The organism is Sutcliffiella halmapala, from assembly GCF_002019665.1.
Taxonomy (GTDB): Bacteria; Bacillota; Bacilli; order Bacillales; family Bacillaceae_I; genus Sutcliffiella_A; species Sutcliffiella_A halmapala.
Genome location: NZ_KV917375.1, coordinates 2,307,134 through 2,319,813 on the forward strand (window position 1 = coordinate 2,307,134; position 12,680 = coordinate 2,319,813).

The 12,680-nt window shown below is 38.7% G+C and carries 11 protein-coding genes; 9 read left to right on the forward strand and 2 right to left on the reverse strand.

The features are described from left to right. Positions 1 to 21: 21 nt before the first annotated feature. The 3 genes from BK580_RS11280 to BK580_RS11290 all read left to right on the forward strand — a co-directional run bounded on the left by BK580_RS11280 (position 22) and on the right by BK580_RS11290 (position 3,284). The gene (locus BK580_RS11280; RefSeq protein WP_078380418.1) at positions 22 to 411 is read left to right on the forward strand and encodes a DoxX family protein; all 390 of its coding nucleotides are present in this window, start codon (positions 22 to 24) and stop codon (positions 409 to 411) included. A 163-nt stretch (positions 412 to 574) separates the two neighbouring features. Continuing rightward, complete coding sequence (locus BK580_RS11285; protein ID WP_078380419.1) at positions 575 to 877, forward strand: hypothetical protein; 303 nt, start codon at positions 575 to 577, stop codon at positions 875 to 877. A gap of 160 nt (positions 878 to 1,037) precedes the next feature. After that, positions 1,038 to 3,284 carry an AAA domain-containing protein gene (locus BK580_RS11290; protein ID WP_078380420.1) on the forward strand — a complete coding sequence of 749 codons (2,247 nt, stop codon included), beginning with the start codon at positions 1,038 to 1,040 and terminating at the stop codon, positions 3,282 to 3,284. Between the two features lie 143 nt (positions 3,285 to 3,427). Here BK580_RS11290 and shc read toward each other — a convergent pair whose 3' ends face one another. After that, positions 3,428 to 5,332 carry a squalene--hopene cyclase gene (shc, locus tag BK580_RS11295; RefSeq protein ID WP_078380421.1) on the reverse strand — a complete coding sequence of 635 codons (1,905 nt, stop codon included), beginning with the start codon at positions 5,330 to 5,332 and terminating at the stop codon, positions 3,428 to 3,430. Positions 5,333 to 5,520: 188 nt separating this feature from the next. Here shc and BK580_RS11300 point away from each other — a divergent pair, with 188 nt between their 5' ends. Further along, positions 5,521 to 6,228, forward strand: a complete 708-nt coding sequence (locus tag BK580_RS11300; RefSeq protein ID WP_078380422.1) for a DsbA family oxidoreductase — start codon at positions 5,521 to 5,523, stop codon at positions 6,226 to 6,228. A 140-nt stretch (positions 6,229 to 6,368) separates the two neighbouring features. Here BK580_RS11300 and BK580_RS11305 read toward each other — a convergent pair whose 3' ends face one another. Beyond that, positions 6,369 to 7,469 carry a citrate synthase/methylcitrate synthase gene (locus tag BK580_RS11305; protein WP_078380423.1) on the reverse strand — a complete coding sequence of 367 codons (1,101 nt, stop codon included), beginning with the start codon at positions 7,467 to 7,469 and terminating at the stop codon, positions 6,369 to 6,371. A 303-nt stretch (positions 7,470 to 7,772) separates the two neighbouring features. Here BK580_RS11305 and BK580_RS11310 point away from each other — a divergent pair, with 303 nt between their 5' ends. The 5 genes from BK580_RS11310 (at position 7,773) to BK580_RS11330 (ending at position 12,472) form a co-directional block, all read left to right on the forward strand. After that, a complete protein-coding gene (locus BK580_RS11310; RefSeq protein WP_078380424.1) occupies positions 7,773 to 8,651 on the forward strand; it encodes a LysR family transcriptional regulator in 879 nt (292 codons plus the stop codon). A 60-nt stretch (positions 8,652 to 8,711) separates the two neighbouring features. Further along, positions 8,712 to 9,329, forward strand: coding sequence for an NUDIX hydrolase (locus BK580_RS11315; RefSeq protein WP_078380425.1), 618 nt, complete (start codon positions 8,712 to 8,714; stop codon positions 9,327 to 9,329). A gap of 27 nt (positions 9,330 to 9,356) precedes the next feature. Beyond that, positions 9,357 to 9,875: an AAA family ATPase gene (locus BK580_RS11320; protein ID WP_235864118.1), complete on the forward strand. Its 519-nt coding sequence runs from the start codon at positions 9,357 to 9,359 to the stop codon at positions 9,873 to 9,875. Between the two features lie 47 nt (positions 9,876 to 9,922). Beyond that, positions 9,923 to 10,696 carry an NUDIX domain-containing protein gene (locus BK580_RS11325; RefSeq protein WP_078380427.1) on the forward strand — a complete coding sequence of 258 codons (774 nt, stop codon included), beginning with the start codon at positions 9,923 to 9,925 and terminating at the stop codon, positions 10,694 to 10,696. A gap of 597 nt (positions 10,697 to 11,293) precedes the next feature. Further along, complete coding sequence (locus BK580_RS11330; RefSeq protein ID WP_078378567.1) at positions 11,294 to 12,472, forward strand: IS256 family transposase; 1,179 nt, start codon at positions 11,294 to 11,296, stop codon at positions 12,470 to 12,472. The last annotated feature ends 208 nt before the right edge of the window (positions 12,473 to 12,680 follow it).

Here is a 12,680-nt window from a genome sequence, read left to right on the forward strand (position 1 = left end):
TAATAGGGAGGGGAATTAACCTTGAATAAAGATAAAATGAAGCTAATCGCTTATTGGGTTACAACGATAATTGGTCCAGCAAGCTTTGTTATTGGTGGTTTTGGCTACCTTACTCGTGGAGAACAAATGATTGAGATGATAAATCATTTAGGCTATCCAGTTTACTTTATGACGATTCTAGGTGTTGCGAAAATTTTAGGAGCAATTACAGTTGTCATCCCCGGCTTTCCACGGTTGAAGGAATGGGCTTATGCTGGATTTTTCTTCCTGCTTAGCAGCGCTGCTTTGTCACATGCCTTTACTGGTGATAGTATCACGCAAATTATACAACCGCTCTTCTTTCTGCTCATAGTCCTTGCTTCATGGGCACTACGACCATCTAACCGTAAGCTCGCTACTCATCATAGATGAAGCTTTAATGAGCAAAAAGAAAAAGTTTTTAAATGATTTTTGTCAAGTGATACATGAAGAAATACATAGGATATAGCAGGCAAGATCTCTTTATTTTTATCAGTCGTCAGTGTTTTCGAGAATATAGGTAAAGCGTTATGACAGAATGAAGGGAGAGCAAAGGATGGAAAAGCAAGTAAGAGAGAGTTTGCAAGTAACATTAGAGGACTGGAGTTGGATGCAAAAACTCGATGGAGATGACGGGGCTGCTTGGGCCGAGAAATTCGAACAAGACTTTTACACATTTATCGATACATTCGAAAAGTGGTTCGTCAACTTAGAAACAAAGCCAGTTCAATTGGACGAAGCCGAATCGTTGAAATTAGTGGTCGACATACAAGAACTACTACCAGGACCGCTTCAATTAAATTTTTTAACGGAATTAGAGCGAATCGTTGATGGAGAAACCTCCGAATGGTTTGATTAAAATGGAATGAACAAGGGTAGAAATAGAAAAAAAGCGACAAGCTATGCTATAGTGAAGCAACGAATAGATAAACTCTATCTGTCATGATGGGGTTTTTTCTTATGGAATGGCTCTGTTGAAGAACAGTATTTATCAGAGTCTATTGTAAAGGAAGAATAATATGAAAAAGAGTACATTAGGCTACATAAAAGAATGGCAAAAAGCCTTACAAATAGAAATCCATCACCTGAAAAAGTTTGGAAGTACGAAATATTTAGTGAGGAATGGTCATTTAATAGCAAAAGATAAATCCTACACCTATTTTTTTGAAGCTACTCAATCCATTCGTATTCCAACCGGGAGCATGATTAAGTTAGAGTGGGGCAGTCACATCAAAGAGGGGAAGATTCTTTCTTCGGAAGGAAAAAGCGTTATTCTCTCTTTTGAAGAATCGTTAGGCGATGAACTGTCAGAGGCCTATATTTATCATGATCCATGGGAATTATTGGATCAATTATTTGAAAGGCTAGAAGAGCTCAAGGAAAATAAGAAAAAACGTTCTCGAGTCAAAAAACTGATGACACTTACAATGGAAACAAAACATCCGACAGCAATTATCAAATCCAATGTTCATGAATTGATTCTTCGCTCGAAATATAATCCGATAACCTTTGTATGGGGTCCTCCTGGAACAGGAAAAACGTATACACTAGCACGTGTGGCTGCTAATAAATACTTTAAAAAGAAAAAAGTATTACTCCTTTCTCATAGTAACCAATCCGTTGATGTATTAGTAAAGGAAATTGCCCGTTTTGTTACGAAACAAGGACGATTTCATGAAGGGGATGTATTACGATATGGGGCGCAGAGTATTGAAATTCTAGCTCAATCCATTCCACTTACGACAACTCAGCTATTAGAAGAGCATGATCCGAAGCTTTCAAAAGAGAAAGAAGAATTATTCCAAGAAAGAGCTTTACTTAAGCAGGATTTATCCCATTCCTTCAGTAAAAGAGATTCAGATCGTTTGTTAGAATTAGAAATCAAAATTACTCGAAACCTTGAGAAAATCCGTCAAAAAGAGGTCGATTTTCTTAAAAGTGCGTTCATCGTAGGCACCACTTTAGCAAAAGCGGCAACTGATCCAGCTATTTATGAAAAAGAGTATGATGTCGTAATTGTAGACGAAGCAAGCATGGCCTATGTACCACAAGCAGCATTTGCCGTTTCGCTTGGAAAACATATCATCATTTGTGGAGATTTCAAACAGCTCCCACCGATTGCTTCAGCAAGACATGAGCTAGTTGATAAGTGGCTTCGTGAGGATATTTTTCATCGAACAGGTGTGGCAGACTCTGTGGAACAAGGTAAGCTTCATCCACATTTATTTTTATTAAAAGAGCAACGAAGAATGCATCCAGCAATTTCTGCTTTCACAAATAAATATATATATCATTCACTCGTAGGAGATCACGAAAGTGTAAAAGAAAACAGAGAGAACATCGCAAAGAAACGACCTTTTTCTAATTCGGCTTCCATTCTTGTTCATACAAGTAATACTGGGGAACATGGACTTATCGATCGAACGACACGCTCAAGAGTAAATTTATGGCATTTACTTACTGGGTTTCAGCTACTACATGAAGCATTTGTAGATGGTTCTCGTTCAATTGGCTATGTTTCACCATACCGGTCCCAAGCAGTATTAATGGATGATTTCCTAGGAGAAGTTTATCAGCAGGAAAAAATGGTAGGGGATATCATAGCTGCCACAGTACACCGTTTCCAGGGCAGTGAAAAAGATGTGATGATTTTTGACTCTGTCGATAGCTATCCGATCGAACGCCCAGGAATGCTGTTAATCGGAAAAGAAAGTGAACGATTATTAAATGTCGCCATCACAAGATCAAAAGGGAAGTTTATTCATATTAGTGATACCCAATTTATGAGAAGCAAAGTGGGAATGAAGAAAGCTATACGACAATTAATAGACTATCAAATAGAAAAGCAACGACAAGTTTTTCCGCAGGATATCGGAAAATGGGTAAAAAATCAGCATCCCTGCCTACAATGGATGCATGCGTTAAAGGTTGAACGAGTATTTCAAGATTTAGAACAAGCTAAATCATCTGTTGTAGTTGCGGTACCTGATTTTCAAAAGCTTTCACACCAATGGTTAGAAATGCTTGAACATCTAAAAGAACGAGTATCCCTTACGTTAATTTCGTCAAAAGGAATGGAAGATAATTTTCCGCACCCTATTAAAAATGTAGAAGCTCTCACTTTTCCTTTTGTGGTAGTTGATGAACAAATTTTATGGTTAGGTACGCCATATGAAGGAACAAGACGGGTAGTGCCACCTTATGTTTCTGTAAGAGTACAATCGACTGTCTTATCCCAGTATTTGTTGAGGCAGATGATTCTTTAGTATCTACTAAACAGGTGAATTAAGCTGTTCATCGTACCCTCCAAACTAGAAAAAAGAGAAAGGAGGGTACGAGAAAAGCGAAGTCGTACCCTCCAAACGGGGAAAAAACAAAAAGAGGGGACGAGCCGACCGAAACCGTACTGTTAAATGAATTTCCCGAACTTCCGTAAAAAAGTAGCTAATGTTTGAAGTGGCCATATATAGCGATAACTATGATAATGCACGTAAAAACTACCGGGAATTCCTGCCCCAGTTGGATAATGAATCGTCCAATCGTCTTTATCTTTAGAATTTAGTAAATAGTGAATCCCATCTATAATTTGTTCATTAGGTCTTTCTTCAAAAGAAATCAATGCTTCTAATGCCCAGGCTGTTTGAGACGGAGTGCTGGCATGAAGGGGAATATATCGTTTTTTATAATCGCTGACACAAGACTCCCCCCAGCCTCCATCTTTGTTTTGAATCGAATATAACCAGTCCATCGCTTTTTCAATGGCAGGATGATTAGCTGGAAGTTCCGTTGCTGCCATGCCAGTAAGAGCCGCCCATGTGCCATAAATAAAACAAATTCCCCAGCGACCATACCAAGATCCATCTTTCTCTTGGTTTTGTATGAGCCATTCCACTCCTTTTTTAATAGAGGAATGCGTGTTAGTTAAGTCTGTATATTCACCTAGAAAGTATAAGGTTCTCCCGGTCAAATCAGCAGTGGAAGGATCAAACAACACTCTATCTTCGTATCTAAAAGGGTAAAATGGAACCAAGTAATTCGCTGTATTTTTCTCAAATGCAGCCCAGCCGCCATCGTTATTTTGCATGGAGAGAAGCCAGTTTGTGCCTTTGTTCCAAGCCAATTCATAAGCAGGGTCTGTATGAACAAATTGTTGAATGGCTCTTAAAGCAGCTGTTGTATCATCAACATCAGGTATTCTTGTATTACAATCGGAAAAACCCCAGCCACCTGGCATTGTATCAGGATTTTTCACAGCCCAATCGCCATATTTGGTTTGTTGACGAGACAGTAAGTACTTAGCTGCGTTTGTGACCGTTGAATGAGTGGGACTTACCCCTGCATTTTGTAAGGCACTGCTTAATAAAGCCGTATCCCAAACTTCAGATGGTGAATTTTGCATGTGAAAAAAATTATTTTTTCCTTGATATAGATAAGACTTCATCCCATTGATAGCATTTGAAATAATCGGATCGTTCTTTTTATAACCTAGTGCTAGCAGCGCAAAAATCATAAAAAAAGTAGAACTAAAATAACTGAATAATGTTCCATTTGGCTCGATTCTTTCGATGATAAATTCTTCGGCAATCTTAAAGGAATCCTTCTTAACCTTACTAGGGCTAGCTGCTTTTAAAAGTTGATGTGCTTGTTGCTTTATCCCTTTGACTAACGGAGAAAATTCTTTTAGCAAACGTTCTGCCGATTCCGTTTCTCTAGTGGAATACAGCGAAGATAAATCTGGAGTAGTGTGATGAGTGAATGAAAAGTTAAGATTACTGCAAATCATGATGGGAACCCAATGAACGCGAGAATATCCAACAAAGTCATAAATATTTACAGGTGCCCACTTGGGTAAAGACATGATTTCAATTGGAAAAATTTTCGCAATAGAAGGCCAGGGAATGTTGGTTGTGAGAGACAACATCGTTCTAGTTAGTATTTCTGCTTTTGAAAGTCCGCCCATTTGTACAATTCTTCTTTTCGCATTTTGCATATTAGGTTCATTAGCAGTTACATAACCTGAATATAGTAATGCAAAATACGCCTCAATCGTAGCGGAAATATTCGTTTCTTGCTCATCGTGATAAATCTTCCAAGTGCCGTCGCTTTGTTGTTGTGTAAGAATTTCATTTACTAGTCCTTTGATCAACTCTTCCTCACCTTTTATATTTAACGCACGTAAGAGAATGATCATATAGGCATCTGTCATTAAGGTCCCTTGGAAACAAAACTCCCATCTTCCGTTTTTATGTTGTAAGGCGGAAATCTCTTCGATTAGTTGATTGACATATGATTGCACAGCTTCTTTATTGCTCATTGACAAAGCACCTCCATAAGCATGGAAAGACATTACATTGCTTATATATGTGCTAGCGCTCATGAATATGAAACAGCATTTAACTAGGACGAACACATATTATAAACTACCACTAAGCATAATAGGAGAGGATTATGCGACACTATGGTAAGATGTTTAAATACAACATTAGGAAATGAGGTGCCATAATGAAAATTGAAATATGGTCTGATTTTGTTTGTCCATTTTGTTATATAGGAAAGAGACGATTAGAGGAGGCTTTAGAACAGTTTCCCCATCAAGATAAAGTAGAAATTCAGTTCAAAAGTTTTGAACTGGACCCAAATGCTAAACGAGATACAGATTTAACGATTCATGAAATTTTAGCAAAAAAATACGGAATGTCAGTGGCAGAGGCAAAGAAAATGAGTAATGGGGTGGCTGAACAGGCGGCTGCAGTCGGGTTAGCATTCCATTTTGATACAAACATCCCAACGAACACATTTGATGCCCATCGCCTTGCGAAGTTTGCCGAAACAAAAGGCAAAGCGAAAGAAATGACGGAAGCATTATTAAAAGCCCATTTTACAGATTCTAAACATATTGGAAACGCTGATTTCTTAAGAGAACTGGCAGTAAGCCTCGGCTTAGATGAAGTAGAAGTAGCGGAAGTGCTTAGTGGATCAAAATTCGATAAAGACGTTCGCAATGATCAGGCAGAAGCGCGAGAAATTGGCGTTCAAGGTGTTCCGTTCTTTGTCTTAAATCGAAAATATGCGATTTCAGGCGCTCAACCAGTAGAAGTCTTTACCGAAGCACTTCAAAAGATATGGGAAGAAGAACAAGAAAAACCAACCTTACAAAAGTTTGAATCGAAAGATAAAACATCGTACTGCTCTGATGAGGGCTGTGATTGATCAAAAAACCTAGCACTTTCAAGCGTGCTAGGTTTTTTGATGGATTATATATACCATAAAAATATTATGTCAACAAAACGAAGGGAAAATAAAAGCAGCTGTCCCATAATAGCAACTGCTTCCCATCTAATCCCCAAAAATCATCGAACATCCACCGCACGTATTTTCCCTACATACTTCGATAAGGGACGGAAGATTGTATTATTTTCTGCTTGCTCTAACACATGTGCTGTCCAGCCAACCATTCTGCTAGCTGTAAAGGTCGGGGTGAAGAGCTCCGTTTCCATTTTTATCGCTTTCATAATTGCAGCTGCATAAAACTCGACATTCGTATACAATGCTCTTCCTGGCTTTTCCTCCTGTAAGACCTTTGTTGCTACTTCCTCCACATGTAAGGCAAGATCGAGCCAATCGTCCTTCCCAACCGACTGTAGTAATTGTTTCTTTAAAGCTACTGCTCGTGGATCATGTGTTTTATAAACACGGTGTCCAAATCCCATCAGTTTTTCTCCGCGTTGTATTTTTTCACGTAAATAAGATTCAAGATCTCGAACGGAAACGACTTCATCTAACAACGCAATAACTTCAGCAGGAGCGCCACCATGTAGTGGTCCTTTCATCGTTCCAATTGCGGATGTGATCGCCGAAACGATGTCTGACTCTGTAGAAGCCGTGACTCTCGCTGAAAAGGTGGAAGCATTCATCCCGTGCTCCATTGTTAATATCATATACGTCTCTAAGGCACTGACATGTTCAGATAGAGGAGGAGTACCATTGATCATATACAAATAATTGGCCACATGTCCTAATGCGTCATTAGAAGGTAGAAATGCTTTTCCTTCTTGCATTCTTTTACGATAGGCAATGATAGTAGGGACAAGAGCGGTTAATTGGATCGCCTGTTCAATCGTTGGTTTCCATCCGAATGCTGGGATGCCTGCTGCTGAAATCACCGTTCTAATCGTGCTCATCATGTTCATGTCTTTTGGTAAAACATCTAATACTTGTTTCATCTCTTTTGTTAACACTCTATTTTTATAAAATGTTTCTTTAAAGCTAGTTAGCTGCACTTGATTAGGTAGCTCACCATACCAGAGAAGATAGGCAACCTCTTCAAAGGATTTATCCTTAGTGAGTTCCCTTATTTCATAGCCACGGTAAATTAGTCTACCATTATTCCCATCGACTTCACCTATTTCTGTTTCAGCTGCGATTACACCTTTTAAACCTCGTTGTAACATAATAAATCTCTCCTTTCTTTCTATATTTAAATTGTATAAAATAAAATTGATTATGAATATTAAATATATTTAATTAAATTGATTATGTTTTTAAATCAAGGGTCTGTTAAACGCCGCTGTTGATTTCCGCACGGGGCTGCGCTTTCCGCGGGGCGCTTGTGGAGCCTCCTCGGCTATCGCCTGCGGGGTCTCCACAAAACGCTACTTCCCGCAGGAGTCTTCGCCCCGTGCTCCAATCAACAGCTAGGTACCTAAAAAACAATACTGTACATTCACACAAACTAAATCCAAAGGAGAATGCATATGGACTTTAATTGGTTACGTACGTTTGTCATTGCTGCGTCTAATGGGAATTTTAGAAAAACAGCTGAGCTACTATATATTTCACAACCAACGGTAACGGTGCATATTAAGCAACTAGAAAAGGAAATAGGTGCAACTCTCTTTCAACGAGATGGCCGAAACATTTTACTAACAGAGGAGGGGAGAAGGTATTTTCACCATGCAAAAAAATTACTGGAAGTGTACGAGTCAGGAGTGGCTGACTTACACTCCTATCAACAAGGGTATACTTCTAACCTAGCAATTGCGATCTCGCCACTGATTGCCGATACCATCTTACCTTATGTCCTGAAACGTTTTATTACGAAATACCCGCAAGTGGAAATTTCGGTAAAAATTATTGAATCTAAAGAAATTGAACAGGCCATTCTTCATGAGGAGGTGGATATCGGTCTATCGTGTTTACCAAATAAGGAATCCAATATTTTCTGTCAGCATCTGTATCATGATCCACTTGTACTAGTAGCACCGCATGATGGCTTTGATGCAGAAAGCGCCATTCCTTTAGACGAAGAGGAAATTCTCACATCCAACACTTTAATGACACACAATCACCCAGTATATTGGGACGAGCTTTGTCAGCAGTTAAAAGTGAAATATCCAACGATAAAAATGATGAAGGTATCACAAATTCATATTACGAAGCGTTTTATTATTGAGGGATTAGGTGTATCGATCCTACCGATGACTACTGTAAGAAGAGAATTACTCGAGGGCAGGCTACTTGAGGTACAATGCCACTCCATTACATTCCCAGAGGCAAAAACATATGCCTTAATGAAATATGAGCACTCCATTCAAAAAGAATTTCTCCAGTTTTTAGGGAATTTCCGTATCTAAGAGGAAATTTTAAGATGAATATAGAAAGTAAACGATAACTTAAAAGTTAGGAGTTTTTAGATGAGTCAAAAATGGTTAGATTGGGCAAAGGAAATACAGGCAATCGCACAAGCTGGATTGACCTACTCAAAGGATGTCTATGATTTGGAGCGCTTTCAACAGTTAAGAGAATTAAGTATCGAGATGATGGCAGAACAAACAGATATGAAAAAAGAGAAAATCCGTACCTTATTTGCTAATGAGACGGGCTATCAAACACCTAAAGTAGATGTGCGTGCTGTTATCTTTCAAGAGGATAAGATTTTGCTAGTTCAGGAACGAGAAGATGCTGGGTGGTCGCTTCCTGGTGGCTGGGGAGATATTGGCTACACTCCTTCTGAAGTTGCTGTGAAGGAAGTGAAGGAAGAAGCGGGATTTGATGTAAAAGCGGTCCGATTGCTTGCAGTATTTGATAAAAAGTGTCATCCACACCCACCTTCACCTTATCATGTCTATAAGCTTTTTATCCGTTGTGAAATTATCGGGGGAGAAGCCAAATCTGGCATAGAAACTACGAAAGTCGAATTCTTTCGTTTAAATGATCTACCTCCTTTATCTGTTGATAGAAATACAGAATCTCAATTACGTTGTATGTTTGAGTTTTTAGATAAGCCAGAGAAAGAAGTGTTAGTAGATTAATGGAGAGGAGGGATCGACTTGATTATCATGCTTAACGGTGCTTATGGAGTTGGAAAAACTTCAGTTGCAGAACGATTAGTGGAGATAATAGAAAATGCGATGATTTTTGATCCAGAAGAAGTAGGTTTTATGCTACGGCAGCTAATTCCTGAAAATGTGAAGCTAGATCAAGAGAAGACAGATAATTTTCAGGATTATATTTTGTGGAAAACTCTAACGGTTCAGGTAGCAGAACAAATAAAAGACACTTATCAGAAGCACCTGATCGTGCCCATGACTGTATTTAATAAGGAATATTTACAGTTTATTCGTAATGGATTTGAAAAAATTGATAAAGACACCTTTCATTTCTGTCTAACTGCTACGCAAGATACGATTCATGATCGATTGATTGAACGTGGGGAAACAGAGGGGAATTGGTGCTTTCAACAGACCACTAAATGCCTGCAAGCCTTTGATGATGAGATGAATGAAGTGAAAATAGATACAGAGAAGAAGAGTGTAGAAGAGTTAGTGCATGAAATACTTCTCACTTTGAATCAATGAGAGTATGGGAAAATCTATAATTAATAGTTTAAGGATGTGTAGTTAGAGTGATATTTAGGAGAAAAACGTACCGTGTAAATCCAGAAAAATTAGAGGTCTTTACAGATTTTTTTCATCAGTATTTATATCCAAATCAAATCAAGCATGGCGCAAAGCTTGTTGGTAGATGGGTAACAGAACAAAAGGATGAAGTAGTCGCAATATGGCAGTATGAAGATAGAGAACATTATGAAAGCATCGAACACGCAATCCGAAATAGTGAACTACATAAATTAGCACAAGCAAAAAGAAAGGAGTTAGGAGAACTATTCTTTGAAAGCCAGGAAGACTTTCTAAACGCTACAGGAAAGTACCAGCCACCAAAGCATATTGTTGCAGTAAGTGGACTAATTACCAATAGTAATGGTGAGATCTTGTTAGTCAAGAATCATCATCGTGATGATACCTATGAGATTCCTGGTGGACAATTAGAAGAAGGCGAATCGCTGGAGGAGGGAGTATTAAGAGAAATTCAGGAAGAAACAGGTGTAGAAGTAAAACTTTATGGAATCACTGGGATTTATCAAAATTTAACAAGTGGGATTGTTTGTGTAGTCTTTAGAGGTGAGTATCTATCAGGAACCCCAAGAGCAGATGAGATCGAGACGAAAGAAGTGTTTTTTCAGGAATTAAATGAAAATAATATCGATCAATTTATTAAGAGACCACACTTCAAAAAGCGAGTAATGGACGCATTAAATCCTAGCTATATCCCATACGATGCATACAAATTAAGACCATATGAGCTTATAAGTGAATTTGAAGTAGTAGTGGAAGTGTGAGCTAATTAAAAAAGAAAAATTTTGATCTTACCCTAAACTCCAGAATATAGTAATTATGGGTAACGATAAGGGCGTGATCGTGCCCTGAACTCGAGAATATAGTGATTATGGGTAACGATAAAGGCGTGATCGTGTCCTGAACTCGAGAATATAGTGATTATGGGTAACGATAGAGACGTGATCGTGCCCTGAACTCGAGAATATAGTGATTATGGGTAACGATAGAGGCGTGATCGTGCCCTGAACTTGAGAATATAGTGATTATGGGTAACGATAGAGGCGTAATCGTGCCCTGAACTTGAGAATATAGTGATTATGGGTAACGATAGAGGCGTGATCTTACCCTAAACTCGAGAATATAGTAATTATGGGTAACGATAAGGGCGTGATCGTGCCCTGAACTCGGGAATATAGTGATTATGGGTAACGATAAAGGCGTGATCGTGTCCTGAACTCGAGAATATAGTGATTATGGGTAACGATAGAGGCGTGATCGGATAAAGTCCATATAATTGTGTAAATAGAAAGGTCACCATCATGACCCGTGGTGTTACAATGTTTTCGACCAAGAAAACTACACGCACGGAGGACATGATGATGACCCAAATCAATATTACTATAAATTTAGAAGATCTCAAAGAGAAAATCGAAAAAAGCGCTTTAGAATCACCTGTAAAAGCATCCCTTTCCCTTATTTTAAATTCTTTGATGGAAAAAGAAAGAGATGAGTACATCAACGCACTCTCTCATGAGAGAACTGAAGAACGCCGATCCTATCGGAATGGGTATTATGAGCGTGAGTTGATTACGGGAGCTGGTTCTCTAAAACTTAGAGTTCCTCGTACACGAGATGGGGAATTTTCTACCACTGTCTTTCAAAAATATGCACGCTGCGAACAGGCTCTTATTCTTTCCATGATTGAAATGGTGGTAAATGGGGTTTCTACACGAAAGGTAACGAAAATTGTAGAAGAGCTGTGTGGGAAAAGTGTGTCTAAATCTCTCGTTTCCAATTTAACCAAAACACTTGATCCTATCATCAACGAATGGAGAAACCGTCCATTAAACACGTTTTACTACCCTTATGTTTACGTGGACGCTCTATATATCAAGGTTCGGGAAAACCAAAAGGTGGTGTCTAAAAGTGTTCATATTGCTTGTGGGGTGAACCAAAACGGGCATAGAGAAATCATTGGCTTGAAAGTTAATCACTCGGAATCCACTGAAAGCTGGTCTAATTTCTTTGAGTACCTAAAATCTAGAGGACTTCAATCTCCTAAAATGGTGATCTCTGATGCCCATGCTGGTTTGGTTTCTTCCATTCAAACATCATTCTTAGGAACCTCTTGGCAGAGATGTGTGGTCCATTTCTTAAGGAACATCATGGACACCCTCCCTAAAAAGACAACAGAAGCTCGACAAGAGCTTAAAGACATGTTTCAGAACTCGGATATCAAACTTGTAAGAGAGATGAAAGCCCGTTTTGTGGAAAAGTACCAAGACACAAAGGGCTTCAGTAAAGCTATTAATAAACTAGAGGATGGGTTTGAGGACGCTATTCAATTTCATTCACAACCAGTTCAACACCATAAGAACCTACGTACCACTAACATGTTAGAACGTGTTAACAGAGAAATACGTAGAAGAGAACGAGTCATTCAGATTTTCCCTAATGAACAATCTGCCAATCGAATCATTGGAGCCGTTTTAATGAATATAGAAGCAGACTGGAATAAGCATAACATCCCCTATCTAAAAGATATCAAGCCTAATTAACCCTAAAAGATAGTGGTTAAGCCTAATTTCAAATTGACATCGAGCCTCTGTGGGCATGATGAAAAGCCAGGAAGCCAGGTTTCTTAAACCTGGCCTGCCCACGCAGGCTATCATGCCCACCTCTCGATGTAAATTCGAAATACGTATCGCTCACCTAATCTTATTTATTGTCTTGTCGAAACTCATTGTTGACACTTTTACACAATAA